Source organism: Streptosporangium roseum DSM 43021 (genome assembly GCF_000024865.1).
In the GTDB taxonomy this organism is placed as follows: Bacteria; Actinomycetota; Actinomycetes; order Streptosporangiales; family Streptosporangiaceae; genus Streptosporangium; species Streptosporangium roseum.
Genome location: NC_013595.1, coordinates 7,727,835 through 7,746,261, shown reverse-complemented (window position 1 = coordinate 7,746,261; position 18,427 = coordinate 7,727,835). Strand labels below are relative to the sequence as shown.

The following is an 18,427-nucleotide window of genomic DNA, read 5'->3' as shown; positions in this document are numbered from 1 at the left end:
GCGGCTCGTCTGTCTCTTGCATTTTGTCCGGCCCGGCCTCAGCCCGGGTGCCGATGGCGAACAGGGCGGCGGGGGAGACTGCTGCCATGTGCTCAGGTCGAGGCTGTCTCTGACCTTCGTCGGCCCGATCTAGGGTGTCGTATGGTCGAAGATCGATGGTTCCTCCTTGAGGATGACGATGAGCCCGATGAAGTTCAAGCTGCTTTCATCAACGCGCTGAGGGAGCGCGCAGCCTCATGGTCGCTGGCGGTCAACGATGTTGAGGTGCTGCTTCCGGACTACATCGCGTACGGGTACGACCTCCAACCGGGAGAAACATCCTTCGGCAAGCTGCTGGTCTACGCCGATCTTCCTGCCCCGGGATTCAACCGCAGCCTCTTGACGGTGGGTGCTTACCTCGATGGGTCCACGATTTACGGCGACAAGCTCCACAACCAGTTGTTCACCCTTCCCGCAGAGCCCACGCCGCTCGCCTTCACGGGGTCCGGCAGCCCTGAGGAGCTAGCGATGATCACAGGAGATTGGTTCGAAACCATCTGGAGACGCCCGGTCATTCGCCACGAGTGGCTCCGGTCTGGACAGATCTACGCTGATAGATTTCTTTTCGCGGACACAGGCCAGGGTCTGAGCGAAGGCAGAGTCCATACCGTTGCCCTCGGGGCGCCTGATCACATTGTCCACGTCCGAGGCGAATCAACCCTGCAGCGGGTGACGCGGGCGCTTCCCCTTGTAGGGGGAGGGCTGGGTGAGTGACCAACTGGGTGACAACGACCACGGACAGGGCTGGACTCCAGTGGATCACGACGGACTGTATGTCCAGGTCAGAGCTGGTATGGATCCTGGTCAGGGTCCCGTCCCGGTTGCCTTGCAAGCGAGATGTCACTGGTTCGAACCCAGTAGTGCCCACAAAAGAATCCCTGACCTGCATTGACGGGCCAGGGATTCTGTGTCTTCAGGGATGATGCCAAGTATTCGCCGCTTGATGAGCACTCGCTTCATCGGTGAGTGCTCCAAGGGCTGTTCCTGGTGAACGTAACCTGTTTCAGGCGACCTTGACGGAGTGCGGGCCGACGCTGATCGTGACGTCGACGTGTCCACCCAATGCGGCTGCATAAGCGCGGAGAGTCTCCAGCTCCATGGCGTCGAGATCACCGTTCTCGATCTGGGAGACCCGAGACTGGGAGATGCCGAGCGCGGCGGCGACGTCGGCCTGGGTTTTGCCGAGAGACTTGCGCAGTTCCTTCAAGTGGTAGCCGGCCACATAGGCATCCAGCTCGGCTTCGGCGGCGGCCTGTCGCTCCGGGGCGGCCAGCTCGGGATGGAGCCGGTGGGCCTCGGCCTTGACCTCCTGCCAGCGGCGCGCAGGACTCATCGCCTGTCCTCCTTGGTCTTCTCGGCCTTCTTCTCCGTGCAGTACTCCGCGTAGCGGGACTTGGCCAGCGGGATCGCCTCGTCATACCAGCGCGACCACTTGCCTGCCTTGTCCCCGGCCACGAGGAAGATCGCTTCTCTGTCGGGATCGAAGATGAAGACGATTCTAATCTCTGATCGCCCCCGGGAGCCTGGACGGAGTTCCTTCAGGTTGTTCAGGTCATCATCCTCCAGCGTGTCCACCAAGGGACGGCCGAGGGCAGGACCGGCCTCGGCGAGTCGATCGATAGCCCTCTCGATGAGGGTTGCGGAGTCAGGATCGCTTTCGCAGAGTTTGAGGAACCAGGATTCTACGGGCTCCAGTAGAACGATCTCCCACGCCATCTTCGAAATATAACCCCTGACTCATTTTTTGTCCGAAGGATCGGCCATGTCGAAGCGGCTTGGCCCGACCGGCGCCGCGAGCATGGAAGTGATCACACGCCGCCCCTGGAAATGGATGGACCGGATGCCTCAGCGTGGCTCCGCGGGCTGACCCGGCATCGCACCGCCTGGGCGTACGCCCGCGCCGGAGAGACCCAGTCGGCCAGGAGTGCGCTGGGCGAGGCGAGTGCGGCCCTGGACAGCACCACCGGGGCCGGCGAACCGGACTATCGGAGGAAGCGGCGCACACGGCCTCCTGGATGCTGGACCTGTCCGCAGACCTGATCGATGACCGCACCACCCAACGAGCTCGCGTGGTCCTGGTCCGTGTCTCACGCTCTACGCCGATGTTCCTCAAGTTCGGGAACTCCTGGCCCACTACCCCATGAGCGCCTGAGCCCGTTGACAGACGGTCTCCGCGTGGGCTTGCCGATCAACCCTCAAGGGGTTCCGCGCCGAGGAACCGCAGTTCCAGCATCTCCGAGGAGAAGGGGAGGCTGGTGATCCTGCTCGCCAGGGCGAACGAACGCTCCATCGGGAAGTCGATGAACGAGTTGGCGATGTCGATGTCGTGTTCGGGGTCCAGGCCGACCTCGCGCATCTCCTTGATGAAGAGGTCGGGGTCGCTTCCCGACCGGTCACCTGGGCACATCGGGTCGAAGTGGACGGCCGACTCACCATCAACAATGTAGGCGAAGCTGTCCGAGGCGGACTCATGGTGGCAGACCGACACGACCTCGGTTCCCCGCGAGACCGGGGCATATATGTCGGAGTCGACGGCGATCTTCCATCCGCCCGGTTCGATGACCAGGGTCCAGTCGCCGATCTTCGCGGCGCCGATGTAACCGGCCGCGTCGTCCCTCATACTCTCCACCGAGCGCTCGTCCAGCTCCTCGGACGTCACCCCTTCCTCCATGGTGCTCTCGTCCACGCCGAACCGGCGGAGGACCTCCTCCGGGGAGAGCCCTCGGACGAAGGACACACAGTAGATCTCACCCAGTTCCTCACGGCCGGAGAGCCAGCGGAACTCCTCGGGGCACTCTGTCATCGTCACTCCTTTGATCGCGTGGACGGCATGATCGCAGTCGTCGCCGACAGAAGGGGTTCGAAGGTCCGATCGGTAAGGGAACCTCAGGGATGCCCCTGATCTTAGGGATGTCTTCCGGGTGACCAACTGAGTGACAACGACCGTGGACGGGGCCGGACACCGGTGGACGGGCAGGGATCGCAGCCGCAGGTCCGGGCCGGTATCGGCCCTGGTCGGGGCCTGCTCGGGCCGCCTTCAAGCGAGATGTCACTGGTTCGAACCCAGTAGTGCCCACCAGTCAGTAGTGTTCACCAGGCAAAACCTCCCTCCTCTCACTTTTGGGCGCAGGGCGAGAGTGACTAACTCCTGAAGGCTTCGTCTGACGCCTCCGCACCTGTGAGTGCGCCGGGCGGATCTACTCGCGATATGCAGTTTCCGTGACGATCGCGTTGCGATGATCGACGAGGCTCGAGGTGTCCTCGACGGGAGCGTCAGGCCAAGTAGGGGTTGAGCGAACATGGCGAAGGCGCGCCCGCACGCATCGTGATCGGTCGGCGTGGAGAGATCCTCCGGTCGCATCCCCACCTGGGGTCAACCGGCCGCTTGGGCGACTCCGGCAAGGTCCCGGTCTGGGGCGGCCCTTTGTGAACACGCTTCAAGGGTCGACTATCCGTAACCTCAAGGAGCTGAGGCCTGGATCCAGCGGGCGGAGCGAGGTGCGAATGCTCTTCGTCTTCGACCCTTGGCGCCAAGCTGTGTTCCTGGTCGCCGGAGATAAATCCGGCGACTGGAGCGGTTGGTATGACGTGGCGATCAAAACGGCAGAAGTGCGTTTTGCTCGATACCTCAAGGAGGGGGCGCAATGAGCGATCAGGCGGTGACATGGGAGGAACTGCGTGCTGAGCTTGTCCAGCCCAGTGATGAGCAGGAGGTTGCCCAACTCCGCGATGGGCTCGTAGCTCGCCAGCGCGCGTACCAACTCGCTGAAGCCAGACGCAAGCTCGGCCTACGGCAGGAGGATGTCGCTCAGGCGATGGGCGTGTCACAGGCCCGCATCTCACAGATCGAGAGCGGAGTGATCAGCGAAGTTGCCACCCTGGCCGCTTACGTGACGGCGCTGGGAGGTCAACTCAAGGTCGTGGCCGACTTCGGTGACTCGGTCATGGTGCTTGATACTCCTTGCGGACGCCGTACGGGGTGATCTTGCCCATGACGGATGCCGTAGTTCCGGTGTCCTTCTCTCCCTTGCGGGCTTTCGTGCTGCTGCCGCGCCGTCCGGCCGCGTTTCGTAGCTGAGGACCAACTGGGTGACGACGACCCTGGGCGGGGCCGGACAACGGCGTGTGGTCATGGACCGTACACCCGGGTCAGTGCCGGGACCGCCCTGGTCGCGCTCCTGCTCGGATCGCCTTGCAAGCGAGATGTCACCGGTTCGAACCCAGTAGTGCCCACCAACCAGAACGCCTCGTTCCTGATCTACGGAACGGGGCGTGAGTGCCTAACTCTTGAAGATGTCGTCCATGGCCTCCGCACCCTGCAGAGCACCGGGCGAATTTGCTTCCTGTAGACCGTCTCCGTGACCACCGTGTTCCGGTGGCCGGCCAGGAGCGAGAGCACGATGTGCGCCGTACCGGGCGTCCGCCGCGCCGAACGGACCCGCTGCCGGTGGGGCGCGCTGCCACCTGCCATTGCGACCGTCAGCCCAACCGCTATGCGGCCCCTTCGCATTGGTGCCGGCCGCTGCGCTCTCCTCTGTGAATGATGGTGTCGCCCATGGGTGGAAGGGCAATATCATCCGACGCATGGGTGCGGATTCTGATCTTGGTATGGCTCTGGACCGTCTCTATGAGACCTTTTCGCGCTACCCGCTTCCGGACAAGATCGATGTATGTGACCACTGTGTGGCCCCTGAAAGCGTTCAAGCGGCACGTGCGGTACCGCTCCGCGCCCTCAGCGCGTCAGTCCTGGAATCTTATGCGTGGAACGCCCTGTCTACCTGGGGCGACATCGAAGACTTCAAGTACTACCTTCCCCGCCTACTGGAACTGCTGATCAGCGAGGAGCTCGACGGCTTCCTTCATGCCGACGGCCTCACGATTAAGGTCGGCGCTTACTGGCACGACTGGCCGCAGGATGAAAAATATGCTGTGGTGGCCGTCGTCAACGCGTGGTGGCGGATCACTCTGCACCACTATCCACGCGATGTCGACATCATGAAGATGATTGAAATCATCGCGGACAATCTCAAACTCGATCTGTGTGACTACCTGGCCGAATGGGAGTCCAACGCCGACAACGAGGCCGCAGCACTGCACATGGCGTGGTTGGTCGAGGACTTCCCCGTACAGTCGGCTCACGGCGCGGATTGGTATGTCCTGCTGGAGAACTGGATCGATGGTTCCGCCCCCGCCCGCATTCTTGAGGACGCGTTGTCCTCCCCCAGCTCAAGCCAGGTGGAGCAGGACCTGTTGCATGCTCTGGAGCATCACGAATGGTGGAGCCGGAGGCCGAAGTAACCCCGTGCTGGACTTGCCGCCTACGGCCGACTCATCGATGTGAGCGCCTCCGGCGGGGGACTCCGGCTCCGAGATGATCCACGACGGCCAGCCCGTAGCAGGCTGAGCTGGTGGCCCTGATCGTCTCGTCTGCCATCGCCCAGGCAGAGCCCAGCAGGCTGGCTCCTCCGGCTCAAGCCCGGCTGTGCGCGCAGGCCAACCAGTGCGCCAGGAGGTCACCGGGAACATGGACACACGAAGCCGGACTTGCCCCTCCCTCCCCGGCCTGCTGCCCCTCCGGGGTGGGCGACGGCAGACGAGAAGACCAGGGGGCGTGGAGCGCTGCTCAGCGATTGAACCAGAACAATGCGGCGGGTCGGGTCAACCAAAAGACCGCCACGATCCCCAGAATAAGACTGGCCAGCGTGCTGAGGTCACGTAGCCCGAATAACAAAACTAGAAGTACGACGACACCTTCGGTTATGAGGGTAGTGGTCTGTGTCCATTTCTTGCGAGAAAGAAAACTCGCTGCCAATACTCCGAGTAGTAGGGGGAGTGTGAGAGTCAAGAGACCTAGGGGTGGCAGCAGTGACTGCCATGAGGGGTATGTCTCAGTGACGATGAGGCCGATTCGAAGCGTGATAGCCACTAGCCCCACCGTCGATTGAATCCATATGAGCCGTTGAGCCGTTTTCACTTCCTGTGGAACCTGTGCGATCGTGTACGCCTCTGTCATGGAAGCCTCTAAAGGTGGGGATTATTCAGGATCTTGATCGAGTGTAGGGGGTCATCTGATCACAGACCATTGAGTTTGTGCATCAGTGCTTGTCTATCGCACCGTTCCGGATGGCGGGGCTTTCCAGATCATCCGTGCTTTGCCTGGCAGAGACCACGGCCTATCTCTTCGGCCGTGAGATGTCGACCATTCCGGGTAGCCCACAAACAGCCGGGAGGTCTGGTCGGAGGAGCCGCGCACGCCTGCGGAGAGCGCCAGTTCTGGGTGACTATCTGGGCGACAACGACCCCGGACGGGGCGGACAACGGTGGACGGTCGTGGGCCGTACGCCTAGGCCAGGGGCGGTATCGGCCCTGGTCGCGCCCTCGCTTGGATCGCCTTGCAAGCGAGGTGCCATCGGTTCGAACCCAGTAGTGCCCGTCTAAAAGACTCTGGCCTGCGTTGACGGGTTAGAGCCTCTTGCGTTTCCGGGGGCGGTGTCAGGGCTTCACCCTTTGGCGAGTGTTCGCTGTATCGGAAAGCCCGCAGGGCGGGGCCGGTTTCCCGGCCGGTTGTGTGCGATTCGCCGAGGGCGCAGCGCCCTGGGACCGTGTCCTCGGCGCGGATCCGGAGTGTCGTCGACGAGCGCTGAAGCAGGTGACACGGGGCTGAGCGTGGGTTCCGGCGTCCGTGGCCGCGGCACGGGACCCCGTGGAACCGGTGCGTGCCAGTCGCTACGCTCGGAGACACCGCCCGGCCCGCCACGGTCGCATCGAGAGGATCTTCGTGACTGAGCCCGCCCGCTCCTGGCCGCACCTGCTCGCAGCACTGTTGCGCGGGCACGACCTCACCGCGGACGACACCCGATGGGCCATGCTGCAGGTCATGGACGACGCGGCCGAACCCGTCAAGCTCGCCGGGTTCCTGGTCGCCCTGCGCGCCAAGGGTGAGAGCACCGCAGAGCTCCGCGGAATGCTCGACGCACTCATGGAACGGGTCGTGCCCCTCCCGGTCGACGGCGCGGACGTCGTCGACATCGTCGGTACCGGCGGCGACGGCGCCCACACCGTGAACGTGAGCACCATGGCGGCGATCGTCGTCGCCGCCGCCGGCGCCCCGGTCGTCAAGAACGGCGGCCGATCGGTGTCCAGCAAGGCCGGTTCCGCCGACGTCCTCGAAGCCCTGGGCCTGCCACTCGATCTCATGCCCGACGGCATCAGCCGGTGCCTGCGCGAAGTCGGCATAGGCTTCACCTTCGCCCCGCGTTTCCACCACGGGCTCCGTCACGCCCTCCCGGTGCGCAAGGCACTCGGCGTCCCCACCGCCATCAATTACCTGGCACCGCTGACCAATCCCGCCAGTCCCCGTGCCGCCCTTGTCGGCTGCTCCAACCTCGCCCTCGCCCCGGTCCTGGCGAGCGTGCTCGCCGAACGGGGCACCAGCGCCCTGGTCGTGCGCGGAGAGGACGGCCTCGACGAAATCACCACCGCCGCGCCTACCGACGTCTGGATCGCCGGCAGCGACGGCGTCCGGCAGGAGACGCTGGACGCCGCCGACTTCGGACTCGCGCGCAGCACACCGGACGGGCTCCGCGGCGGTGACGCCGCCTACAACGCCTCGGTCGTCCACCGGGTCCTGGCCGGCGAGCCGGGCGCCGCCCGCGACGCCGTCCTCGCCAACGCAGCCGGAGCCCTCGCCGCCCACCGCCGCCTCGGCGGAGGTCTCCACGACGCCTTCGCGACCGGTCTGGAGGAAGCGCGTCACGCCATCGACAGCGGCGGCGCCACCGCCACCCTCGGCAACTGGCTGAAGCTCGCGTCGTCCCTGGCCGACCGGCAGCGCTGACAGAATCCCGGCCGGCGCGCTGACAGAACCCCGGCCGGCGGCGCTGCAAGAACATGGCCGGCCGTGCCTTCCCGGGCCTCGACCCCGATCCGCGCCTGGACCGGCCGGTGTGCGCCATCGGCTGACCGCCGGCGCACGCGCCGTCCACTCGGAGATGCCCCCCGCACCCGGCCGGACGTCGATGAACCCGGCCTGCCGTACAGGGGCAGCGCCGACGGGCTCCGGGGCGTGGCGGCCCGCGCCTTCACCGAGTCGCGCCGCCCGCTGCGCGCCGTACCTCCGCTCGCCGGGGTGCTGACTCGCCACCCCATGCCCGCCCGAGCTCTACAACTGTCGGCCGTGCGAGCGGCACGCAATGACTCGCGTGGACAACGCAAGAAGCAAAGATAGCGCCGCAGCTACAAAGCAATATTGCGAAACTATTTTGCAGAGACCTTGTGGAACGGGGGGCGGGGGTCCTAATGTCACCTCACCCTCATGGCGCCGCTCTGCCCCGAGCGTCTTCAGGGGTTCGCCCCCCGAGAGAAACGAGCATTCGATGTCACGGAGCATCACAGGAGCTGTGGCGAGGTGGTCCGGCAGGCCGCCGCGGAGGGTCGCGGTGGCGGTCGCCGCGGTGACCGCGGCCACCCTCGGTCTCGGCGTCGTGCCCGGCGGCACGGCACTCGCCGGCACGGGCGCGGCCGGCGCCTCGACTCCCGCCGCGACGCGCGCCGTTCCCGTTGTGACGCGCGCCGCCCTCGACCCGTCGCTCGTCGCGGGCCGGGGCGCGGACGTCGGCTTCGCCGAGCAGGAGGCGGAGAACGCCGCGACGGACGGCACGGTCATCGGCCCGGACCGCTCCGCGTACACGCTGCCGGCGGAGGCGTCCGGACGCAAGGCGGTCAAGCTGACGCCGGGGCAGCACGTCGAGTTCACGCTGCCGGGCGCGGCCAACGCGATCACCGTGCGCTACAGCATCCCGGACGCGCCCGGCGGCGGCGGCATCACCGCGCCGCTCGGTGTCACGGTGAACGGCGGGGGCAGGAAGACCATGACCCTCACCTCGCAGTACTCGTGGCTGTACAACCAATACCCGTTCTCGAACGACCCGGACGCCGGGCTGCTGCACCCCGAGTGGTGGATCACCGAGTGCGCCTGTGTGCCCGCCACCACGACGCCGCCCCCGGTGATCACGACGCCGTTCCGCCCGAACCACTTCTACGACGAGCAGCGCCTCCTGCTCGGCCGGACCTACCGCGCGGGTGACAAGGTACGGCTCACGGTTCCCGCGGGGAGCAACGCCGCGTGGACGGTCATCGACCTGCTCGACTCGGAGCTCGTCGGCCGGCCGCACGTCGACCTCGTCGCGGCGAACGTGCTGGCGTTCGGCGCCGACCCGTTCGGCAAGCGCGACTCCGCCGACGCGTTCGACAGGGCGATCGCCTTCGCGCAGCGCAGGCACCTCAACGTCTACATCCCGCCGGGCACGTACCAGGTGAACCGCCACATCATCGTCGACAACGTGACGATCAGGGGTGCCGGCAGCTGGTACACGATCATCAAGGGCCGCGAGGTCGCCCTTCCCGTCCCGGCCCCCGACGGCTCGGTCCACACCGGTGTCGGCTTCTACGGCAAGGACGCGGCGGCCGGTGGCAGCAGGAACGTCCACCTGTCCGGCTTCGCGATCGAGGGTGACGTCCGCGAGCGCATCGACACCGACCAGGTGAACGGGATCGGCGGGGCGATGACCGACTCGACCATCGCCGGGCTCCACATCCGTCACACCAAGGTGGGCATGTGGTTCGACGGACCCATGACGAACCTGCGGATCACGGACAACGTCGTCGTCGACCAGATCGCCGACGCGCTCAACTTCCACACCGGCGTCACGAACTCGGTCGTGTCGAACAACTTCGTCCGCAACACCGGCGACGACGGCCTCGCCATGTGGTCCGAGAAGACCGCGAACGCCAACAACACCTTCGACCACAACACCGTGCAGACGCCGGTCCTCGCGAACGGCATCGCCGTCTACGGGGGTACGGACAACACCGTCTCGAACAACCTCATCGCCGACCCGATCCGTGAGGGCAGCGGCATCCACGTCGGTTCCCGCTTCGGCGCCGAGGCGTTCACCGGACACCTGCGGATCACCGGCAACACCACGGTCCGCGCCGGCACCTACGAGCTGAACTGGAAAATCGGGCTGGGCGCCATCTGGTTCTACGCCCTGGACAAGAACATCGACGCGGACATCCGGGTGGTCGGGAACGACTTCCTGGACAATACCTACAACGCGATCATGCTGGTCAGCGACTGGCCGGTGAAGGACCTGTACTCGATCACGAACGTCCATTTCAAGGACATCAGGGTCGACGGCACGGGCACCTCGGTGGTCAGCGCCCGGGTGAAGGGGGGCGCGTCCTTCGAGAACGTGGACGCCCGCAACGTCGGCGCGGTCGGCGTCAACAACTGCGGGTCGTTCAACTTCCCGTCCACCGGCTCGGAATTCTCGCTCACGGACCTCGGAGGCAACGACGGGGGTGGCACCACCGGGCCCTGGCTCGCCCCGTGGGAGCTGCCGAACACCATCACCTGTGATGACCGTCCCCCGGTCGTCGCGCCGCCGGCGCCGTCCCCGTGGTGACACTCCGCCGGGGCGCGTCCTAGGCGTCGCCGATCTGCCCGGGTGGCTGTCCGGGGGAGACCCGGGAAGCCACCCGGCTGCGTAAGGGCGCCGTCCCGGACGGCCCCATGACATTTGACGGGCGGGCGGTAGGCCCGAATATTCACGTGTGATGCGTTACGGCAATTGATAGCGTTGCCTCAGTTCGCCGGGTACGGAATGGGTGCGGAGTGAATGACGTCGGTTGTCTCTCTTCAAGAGATCGGGCCGGTGGCCATTCACGCATCCGCATTCTTTCCCGGTCCGGTGAGCTGGTCAGGTCTGGTGTCGGTACGGGTCGAAGCGCGTCGGTTATCGCCTTCTAAGCGGGTGGTCGCGGGTTCGAATCCCGTCACAGATTCGAGTCTGTGTAGCTCAGTGGCCAGAGCGCCTAACGGCCGGTGTGCGTCCCCACATCCGTGCCGGCTCCAGGCCTGACCAGCAGGGGAGAGCGGGTCGAAGTCCGTCGGTTATCGGGAACAGGTTGTCGCAGGTTCGAGTCCTGCCGCTGCGGCCCGGCCGCGGTGTAGCTCAGATGGAAGAGCGTCTGTCTAAACACCGGCGGGCATCACCACATCCGCTCTCCCCTTTCACATATCCGCCCTCGGGCGGGTCGAAAAAGGCCGGACGAGGCCGAAAAAGGCCGGAAAAGGGAGAACAGCAATGGCGCGCGACCCCCTCGCATCCGTATCGACGATCGCGACCCCGCAGACCCGGCGTATCCCCGGCCGCACCGACCAGGTCAGGAACGCCGCCGGCGGCTACGTCTTCGCCAAGGACACCTGGACGCGTCTGGAGGACTTCCTCGTCCTCGGCACGAACGGCGGCACCTACTACGTGGGCGAGGACAGGCTGACCGCGGAGAACGCCGAGGTGCTGTTCCGGGCGATCGCCGAGGACGGGCCTCGCGTCGTCGCCCTGCTCACGGATGTCTCCACCGCCCGCCCGTCGCGGGCGCCGAAGAACCGGCCCGCCCTGTTCGCCCTGGCCGCCGCGTACGCCAAGGGCGACGCCGACACCCGCCAGGCCGCCAAGCTCGCCCTGTCGAAGGTGGCCCGTACGACCGATCACCTGGCGACGTTCTTCGGCTACTACAAGAACCTCGGCGGCAAGGCGACTGGCCGCGGCACCGCCCCGGTGGCCGGTCGCAGCCTGCGCTCGGCACTCGGCTCGTGGTTCCTCACCGGCTCACCGGACGACGTCGCGTTCAAGGCGTGCAAGGCCGCCCAGCGCAAGACCCCGTCCGGCGAGGCGTTCTCGCTGCGAGACGTGCTGCGCATCGCCCACCCGGCCGCTGACGGCGACCAGCGCAGGACCTTGTTCGGGTGGATCGCGGGAAACGTCACCGACGGGCAGGCTCGCGAGGTGCTGCCTGCGGTGGACCGGTTCCTGACCGCCAAGACCGTCACCTCCGCCGCGGAGGCGGTCGGTGTGGTCACCGAGCGGCGGGTGCCGTGGGAGTTCCTTCCCGACGCGATGCTCACCGAGCCGTCGGTGTGGGACGCGCTGGTCGACACGGTCGGCATGACCGCGCTCCTGCGGAACCTGGCCCGCATGACGCGCATCGGCACGCTCGGCCCGATGAGCGACGCCACCCGCCGTGCCGTCGCCCGGCTGACCGACGCCGACGCGCTGGCGAAGGCGCGCGTCCACCCGATGGACGTGTTCCTCGCCCTGCGCGTCTACGGCTCCGGCCGCGCCCAGCCCAACCCGCGCGCCGCCGCGCACACCTGGCAGCCCGTCCCGGCCATCCGTGACGCGCTGGAGGAGGCATACGAGGCCTCGTTCGGCCACATCGAGCCGACCGGCAAGCGGCTGCTCGTCGCCGTCGACTCGTCGGGGTCGATGAGCTACGCCGGCGTCACCGCGGGCGGGTCCCGGCTCGGCACCGTGTACGAGGTGGCGTGCGCCATGGCCGTCATGCTCGCCCGCATCGAGAGGGACAACCTGCACGTCATCGACGTCGACACGGCCGTCCACGCCTCCAAGGTGACCCCGCGTACGAACTTGAGGGAGATCGCCTCGTGGCGGCCCTCGGGCGGCGGCACCGACCTGTCGCTGCCGTTCACCTGGGCGAAGCAGCGGAGACTGGAGGTGGACGGGGTGGTCGTGTTCACCGACAACGAGACGTGGTCAGGCCGCTCCCACCCGGTCCAGGCACTCGCCGGCTACCGCAAGTCGGTGAACCCGAACACGCGGGTCGTCGTGGCTGCGATGACCGCCGGCGGATACTCGGTCGGCGCCCCGGAGGACGAGGACGTGCTCAACGTCGTCGGGCTGGACGCGTCCCTCCCGATGATCGTCAACGGGTTCATCCGGGCCTGAGCCGCGCACCGGCTCGCCCGGAAAGCCGGCATGTCCGGAAGGCATGACGCGTCACCTTTGAGGAGGCATCGCCCCGGGGAAGGCCCGGTCCCCGGGGCCGGGAGATCATCGGTCAGCAGGCTTACCAACCCGGCATAACGCTCTCAACTGGGGGAATAAGGTGCCGATGGTCCCTGAAACCCTGCCTGCCGACGGTGACACCCGCAGTTTCCTCGGCGCGATCATACGTAATCCGCACCAGCTGGGCGCGATCGCGCCCAGCTCGAAGGCCGTCGCCTGCCTGGCCGCGTCGATCGTTCCGAGCACCGGCGAAGCCGTCGTCGTCGAACTCGGGGCCGGGGGCGGCGTGATCAGCGACGCGATCCGCCGCCGCCTGCCGCCGGGTGGACGGCAGCTCGCCGTCGAGCTCAACGACGGCATGGTCCGCCACCTGCGGCGCAGCCGTCCCTGGCTGGAAGTGATCGCCGGCGACGCGGGCGATCTGGGAAAGTTCCTGGGACGGGCCGGGGTGACACGGGTCGACGCGGTCGTCTCCTCGCTCCCCTGGACCCTGTTCGACGAACACCAGCAGAAGCGCATCCTGGACGAGGTGTCGGCCGTGCTCGCGGCGGGCGGGAGGTTCAGCACCGTCATCACCCTGGCCGCGATGCCGTTCCGGCGGTTCCGGCAGTTCCGCGGACTCCTGGAGGGCACCTTCGCCACCGTCGGCGTCCTGGGCCCGGTCTGGCTCAACGTCCCGCCCGCGCTGGTCTTCACGGCGTCGACGTCCTCTCCCTCCCCCGGGAGGATCACGTAGTCCTCCGGCAGCCTGCGGGAGCCGGACGGCCCGCCGTCTCCGCGTAACGACCTGCGGTCTCCGTACGTCCGCGCCGACGGAGCAGCTCGAAGCCCGGCTGGAGCGTCGGCCGCCGGCCCGGGGAATGGACGGGCCGCCCCATCCCAGTCAGGCCTGTGGGTTGCACTGCGGACTGGTACAGGGTGGCCCGTAACGCCAGATAATGCCGATGTCATGCACCGTTGACAAGTGTTTTACCTGCATAAACTCCAAATTGTGGACACTGTGAACAGTGAGACTGATGTGGCGACCCGCGGATGGGAGCGCACACCTCCGAGCCTCACGCGGGCCTTCCGGACGCGCCCTTTCGAGCCGACGGAGAGGACGCTCCCGCCCGCGCTCACATGAACGCCAGTTCGAGATCCTGATCGACACGGCCCCAGGAGGAGGCCGCGACGACGTTCGGGTGCTCGTCGCCGGGCGTCGGGCGCATGTCGCCGAGGACGCGGGAGTACGGCCGTCCGGCCTCCTCGCGCCGGCCGCCGGCCCGGAGGGTGATCGCCGGATTCGCCGAGCACGCCTGGGTGATTAGTGGCCCGGCGGGTTCGCGTCCGGTGAAGGCGCAGGCCGGGTTCTCGTAGGTGAACGGGGCGGACGGAGGGAGATCGGACTGATGCGCCACTTCCGCGATCCAGATGGAGATGACCTGTCCGCGGCTTTCGGTGAACGGGGCCACGGGCGCCGGCCCGCTCACTCCTCAGGGGGCGGGCCGAGGATCTCGATCGCGTGCTGGGCGGCGGCGTGACCCAGGACGGTGGGATCGACGGGGGCGGGGGCGGGAAGTCGCCGCTCGCGCGCGGGCTCGCCCACGGTGGCGGCGAAATCTTCGAAGCCGGACGGTGTGGTGATCTGCAGGACCCGCAGGGGCTCGTCCGGCCCGACGGTGAAGGTGTGCGCCAGCCCCACGGGGAGGAAGACGAGGTCGCCGGGTCCGGCGGAGAGGTCCTCCCCGTCGCAGCGGAACCGTGCCGTGCCGGACAGCAGGTAGAACAGCTCGTCTTCCTTCAGGTGCCGGTGGAGGGGAGCTGCGAAGCCGGGCGGATTGACGAACTCCGCGACAGTGAGGCGGCCGCGGGTCTCGGCGCCGGTGGTCTTGATGGTGACGAGGTTGCCGAGGAACCACAGCGTGTCGCCTTCGGCTTCGCCGCGGACGTATGGGCGGACCGGTGCGGTCTGGGTCATGGCCACCTCATTTGAATAGACGCTGGTATGTTGAATATAACGCTGGTATCTCGGATATGGTCAAGGGCCGGTGCTCGGAGGGGCGGGATCGATCATCGTTCCGTCAGGACGGCGCAGGACGGTGCAGGCGCATGGCCGCCGGATCCGACGGCGCCGGAGTGGTCAGCCGATCGCGCAGGTGAGCGAGTGCGCCACCGGTCCGTCCGGCAGGGGGCACAGGCGATGGCGGTGCGGGGACGGGAGCATCACTGCGCCGGGCCGCGACCGGCCGGAGGTGAGCCCGTACGGATTGGAGCCGCCGCCGGCCCGGGTCAGGCGTCGCGTACGGCGGGCCGGCCGTCCGGGCCGTCCGGGGCGCGGCGTCCAGGCGGCAGGGTGGGTACGTGGCTGTAGTTCTCGCCGTGGATGGAGGCGATGTCCTCGTACGTCACCCACTGCTCGATGACGCGGGCCTCGGCGCCCACCCGCGCCGACCAGTAAACGAGGGCTGTCCAGGCGCCGCGGTCGTCGCGGCGGCGGGCTCTCAGCCAGGCGGTGCCGTCCAGGTAGCGGACGAGCGGCGCGCGTGGCGGCAGCTCGGTTTCGTCCACGGCCGGATCGTATCGAAAGGGGAGGAAGTCGGGAAGCACGGATCTCGTCGGACTCCTCCGGCATGACGGACGCGGAGGAGCGCAAGGGCGAGCGGCAGCGCGGGCGATCCGTCTGGCAGGCACTGGTCAGGAGCTCGGTCAAGTCGGTGTACGGCGTCTCGGCCACGAGATCGCCCAGCCGGTCGGCGGACACGAGCACGAGATCGCCCAGCCGGTCGGCGGACAAGAATACGAGATCGCGTAGCCGGTCGGCGGACACGAGCGCCTGTTCCGGCGTCATACGGGGCTCGGTGCCGACGTAGTCCGCATCCAGGGAGTTGTGCCCGATGGTGTCCGGAGGTGACCCTCCTGACAGGGCGTAACCGGGAGGTGGGGCATGGGCGAGGGGCCGCTCCTGCGGGTGGTGCGCGGGAATCCGACACCTGAGGAACTGGCGGCGCTCATCGCCGTCGTGCTCGCGCGCGCGTCCTCGGCCGCCGCTGCGGAGGCGGTGCCGTCCGCCTGGGCCGACCGCTCGCGGTCCATGCGGCAGCCGCCCGTGCCGGGCCGCCGGGCGGTCAGTGACGACTCTCGGATTCCGGCCCCCTGGCGACGCCTGAAATTCTCCCCCTGACCTCCGTCGTGGTGCGACGGGCCGGGAAACGACGGCTCACATGGGAAATGCCTGTGCCGGACCGTGGGGGGCGGTCCGGCACAGGCCGTTCGGGGGGTCAGTGGTCGGGGTTGGTGGTCGGGTTGAGGTTGGTGGGGGTTAGAAGGACAGTCGGTGGTGGGGGTTAGAAGGACAGGGGGGTGGTTCCGCCGTCGAAGGCGTTGTTGAAGACGGCGATGACGGTGGGGGTGGTGGCGGTGTTGATGGGCCAGGTGCTGCCGTCGGCGGCGCTGCCGGTGAAGGAGCTGCGGACGGTGAGGGTTTTGGTGATGGTGCCGGTGGCGGAGGCGGTGACGTCGACGTTGGTGGCGGCGTTGCAGGCGAAGGCGTCGGGGCGGACGGCGGCGCACTGGCCGAGGTGGTAGACGCTGCCGGGCTGTAGGCCGGTGGCGGAGATGGTGATGGTGGTGTTGTCGCTGAGGCCGGTGGAGGGTGCGGCGGAGATGGCGGCGGCGGAGATGGATGCCCCCGAGGAGGCGGGGGTGGTGGTGGCGCCGGCGGCGGGCTGGAAGGCGAGGCCGAGGCCGAGGGCCAGGGCGGCGGTGGCGCCGAGCTTGGTGAGGAGCTTGCCCTTGTTGGTGTTCTGCATTTTCAATCCTTTTTTAGTGGGTTTGGTGGTGTGCAATGAGTTTTGTTGGTGGGAAACAGTCGGGGTCGGGGTCAATTTCGGGGTCGGGGGTCAAGTTCGTTGAGGGTTGATGGGGTCGGGGTTGGGGGTCAAGTTCGTTGAGGGTTGGCAGGTTGGGGTTGGGGGTCATGTTCGGGGTTGGGGGTTGAAATCGGGGTCGGGGTTGATGGGTTCGGGTTGGGGTCAGTTGGCAAGTCGGGGGTTGAGGGTTGGCGGGTCGGTGGTTGGGGTCAAGTCGGGGGTTGGGGGTCAGGTCGGGGGGTGGTGGTCGGGTCGGGTGGGGGTTAGAAGGACAGGGGGGTGGTTCCGCCGTCGAAGGCGTTGTTGAAGACGGCGATGACGGTGGGGGTGGTGGCGGTGTTGATGGCCCAGGTGCTGCCGTCGGCGGCGCTGCCGGTGAAGGAGCTGCGGACGGTGAGGGTTTTGGTGATGGTGCCGGTGGCGGAGGCGGTGACGTCGACGTTGGTGGCGGCGTTGCAGGCGAAGGCGTCGGGGCGGACGGCGGCGCACTGGCCGAGGTGGTAGACGCTGCCGGGCTGCAGGCCGGTGGCGGAGATGGTGATGGTGGTGTTGTCGCTGAGGCCGGTGGAGGGTGCGGCGGAGATGGCGGCGGCGGAGATGGATGCCCCCGAGGAGGCGGGGGTGGTGGTGGCGCCGGCGGCGGGCTGGAAGGCGAGGCCGAGGCCGAGGGCCAGGGCGGCGGTGGCGCCGAGCTTGGTGAGGAGCTTGCCCTTGTTGGCGATCTGCATTTTTTGGCCTTTCGTTGTGGTGGTTGTTTTGTTCTTGCACTTCAAATTCTGCTGATTCGACTTGCTGCAAACCAGGTTTGTCAGGGTCAGCAAGCTGCCTGGGGTTAGCCGTTTCCTGTCAGCCGAAACGCTGGACGGATCCACCCGCCAAATGAGATAGGGCGGCGCCGTACGAAGGGTGGTCCTGGCCGGGGTAAATGCTTCTACCTCGGGTTTTGGTCAGGGGTGCGGCGCGCGTGGATGTCCGGTCCTGGAACTCGGCAGCCGCCCACGGCGGACGGATCGTGTCCGAAAAATTCCCTGATGGGCATTTCGACGGTGGAGCAGCCCGCCTTCACCCGTGTTCCGTCCGGGGCGTCGGAGCGCCGCGAGGGACTGGCGGGCTCTCCATTCCGGGTGCTGAAGCGCTGCGAGGGCGTGGCAGGGCCTCCTGCCCAGGTGTTGAGGCGCTGCGAGGGCGTGGCGGAGTCTCCTGTCCGGGTGTTGGGGCGATGGCAGGGCGTGGCGGGGTCTCCTGTCCGGGTGTTGGGGCGATGGCAGGGCTTGGCGGCGGTTTCGCTCGGGTGCTGAAGCGCCGGCCGGGCTTGCCGGGGTTGCGTCCACGGATGTGGTGTACGGGGTCCGCCGGTGGCGGGCGGCGGTAGCGGCGCCCGTTCCCCCCACTCCGCCCCGCGGGTGTCCAGCTGTGCGGTGCCGTACGGGGTGGAAGGTCAGAAGTGCGGCGAGGGTGGGTGGAGTGGCCCGGGACGGTCCCTTCCGTGCGGCGCCGTGCGGAATGGGTCCTTTCCGTGTGGCGCCGTACGGAATGCTCCTCTCTGTCCTGTCCCGGGGGCATCGGGGCGCCGGTCGACGGGTTCGGGGTGGCCTCGGGGGTGCTCGTCGGCGGGTCCGGGCGCGTCTGGCGGGCCCCGTCACCAGTGCGGACACCTAAGAAATCATGGAA

At 67.3% G+C, this 18,427-nt stretch carries 17 protein-coding genes; 9 read left to right on the top strand and 8 right to left on the bottom strand.

The window, feature by feature from the left end; translation table 11 throughout:
• Positions 1-141: 141 nt before the first annotated feature.
• Positions 142-753 carry a hypothetical protein gene (locus SROS_RS33860; protein ID WP_012893449.1) on the top strand — a complete coding sequence of 204 codons (612 nt, stop codon included), beginning with the start codon at positions 142-144 and terminating at the stop codon, positions 751-753.
• A gap of 289 nt (positions 754-1,042) precedes the next feature.
• Here SROS_RS33860 and SROS_RS33855 read toward each other — a convergent pair whose 3' ends face one another.
• The 3 genes from SROS_RS33855 to SROS_RS33845 form a co-directional block, all read right to left on the bottom strand.
• Positions 1,043-1,372 (bottom strand): helix-turn-helix domain-containing protein, encoded by a 330-nt coding sequence (locus tag SROS_RS33855; protein ID WP_012893448.1) that lies wholly within the window; start codon positions 1,370-1,372, stop codon positions 1,043-1,045.
• Complete coding sequence (locus SROS_RS33850; protein WP_012893447.1) at positions 1,369-1,755, bottom strand: type II toxin-antitoxin system RelE/ParE family toxin; 387 nt, start codon at positions 1,753-1,755, stop codon at positions 1,369-1,371. The genes SROS_RS33855 and SROS_RS33850 overlap by 4 nt, the downstream gene beginning before the upstream one ends.
• 472 nt (positions 1,756-2,227) lie before the next feature.
• Entirely contained in the window at positions 2,228-2,842 is a 615-nt protein-coding gene (locus SROS_RS33845; RefSeq protein WP_012893446.1) for a DUF6461 domain-containing protein, read from the bottom strand.
• A 452-nt stretch (positions 2,843-3,294) separates the two neighbouring features.
• On the opposite strand from SROS_RS33845, the gene SROS_RS54245 reads away from it, so the two are divergent.
• The 7 genes from SROS_RS54245 to SROS_RS33815 all read left to right on the top strand — a co-directional run bounded on the left by SROS_RS54245 (position 3,295) and on the right by SROS_RS33815 (position 13,644).
• Complete coding sequence (locus tag SROS_RS54245; RefSeq protein ID WP_081453283.1) at positions 3,295-3,687, top strand: type II toxin-antitoxin system RelE/ParE family toxin; 393 nt, start codon at positions 3,295-3,297, stop codon at positions 3,685-3,687.
• Positions 3,684-4,022 (top strand): transcriptional regulator, encoded by a 339-nt coding sequence (locus tag SROS_RS33840; RefSeq protein WP_012893445.1) that lies wholly within the window; start codon positions 3,684-3,686, stop codon positions 4,020-4,022. Before SROS_RS54245 ends, SROS_RS33840 begins: the two co-directional genes overlap by 4 nt.
• A 601-nt stretch (positions 4,023-4,623) precedes the next feature.
• Complete coding sequence (locus tag SROS_RS46395) at positions 4,624-5,337, top strand: hypothetical protein (RefSeq protein WP_012893444.1); 714 nt, start codon at positions 4,624-4,626, stop codon at positions 5,335-5,337.
• A 1,480-nt stretch (positions 5,338-6,817) separates the two neighbouring features.
• Positions 6,818-7,876 carry an anthranilate phosphoribosyltransferase gene (gene trpD, locus SROS_RS33830; RefSeq protein ID WP_012893443.1) on the top strand — a complete coding sequence of 353 codons (1,059 nt, stop codon included), beginning with the start codon at positions 6,818-6,820 and terminating at the stop codon, positions 7,874-7,876.
• Between the two features lie 562 nt (positions 7,877-8,438).
• On the top strand, positions 8,439-10,505 hold the full coding sequence (locus tag SROS_RS33825) for a glycosyl hydrolase family 28-related protein (protein WP_218919728.1): 2,067 nt from the start codon (positions 8,439-8,441) through the stop codon (positions 10,503-10,505).
• A 681-nt stretch (positions 10,506-11,186) separates the two neighbouring features.
• Positions 11,187-12,848 (top strand): TROVE domain-containing protein, encoded by a 1,662-nt coding sequence (locus SROS_RS33820; protein ID WP_012893441.1) that lies wholly within the window; start codon positions 11,187-11,189, stop codon positions 12,846-12,848.
• Between the two features lie 166 nt (positions 12,849-13,014).
• A complete protein-coding gene (locus SROS_RS33815) occupies positions 13,015-13,644 on the top strand; it encodes a class I SAM-dependent methyltransferase (protein ID WP_012893440.1) in 630 nt (209 codons plus the stop codon).
• 379 nt (positions 13,645-14,023) lie between these two features.
• Here the strand turns inward: SROS_RS33815 and SROS_RS33810 are convergent, their stop codons facing one another.
• From SROS_RS33810 to SROS_RS33800, 3 genes are all read right to left on the bottom strand, one after another.
• Entirely contained in the window at positions 14,024-14,305 is a 282-nt protein-coding gene (locus SROS_RS33810; protein WP_148269286.1) for a hypothetical protein, read from the bottom strand.
• Positions 14,306-14,373: 68 nt separating this feature from the next.
• Entirely contained in the window at positions 14,374-14,865 is a 492-nt protein-coding gene (locus SROS_RS33805) for a cupin domain-containing protein (RefSeq protein ID WP_012893438.1), read from the bottom strand.
• A 311-nt stretch (positions 14,866-15,176) separates the two neighbouring features.
• Positions 15,177-15,455: a hypothetical protein gene (locus tag SROS_RS33800; RefSeq protein ID WP_148269285.1), complete on the bottom strand. Its 279-nt coding sequence runs from the start codon at positions 15,453-15,455 to the stop codon at positions 15,177-15,179.
• A 376-nt stretch (positions 15,456-15,831) separates the two neighbouring features.
• Between SROS_RS33800 and SROS_RS33795 the strand changes: the two genes are divergently transcribed.
• A complete protein-coding gene (locus SROS_RS33795) occupies positions 15,832-16,068 on the top strand; it encodes an acyl-CoA carboxylase subunit epsilon (RefSeq protein ID WP_012893436.1) in 237 nt (78 codons plus the stop codon).
• 163 nt (positions 16,069-16,231) lie between these two features.
• On the opposite strand, the gene SROS_RS33790 is transcribed toward SROS_RS33795, so the two are convergent.
• Both SROS_RS33790 and SROS_RS33785 read right to left on the bottom strand, forming a co-directional pair.
• Positions 16,232-16,696: an enediyne antibiotic chromoprotein gene (locus SROS_RS33790; RefSeq protein WP_012893390.1), complete on the bottom strand. Its 465-nt coding sequence runs from the start codon at positions 16,694-16,696 to the stop codon at positions 16,232-16,234.
• A 323-nt stretch (positions 16,697-17,019) separates the two neighbouring features.
• Positions 17,020-17,484: an enediyne antibiotic chromoprotein gene (locus tag SROS_RS33785; RefSeq protein ID WP_012893435.1), complete on the bottom strand. Its 465-nt coding sequence runs from the start codon at positions 17,482-17,484 to the stop codon at positions 17,020-17,022.
• Positions 17,485-18,427: the final 943 nt, after the last annotated feature.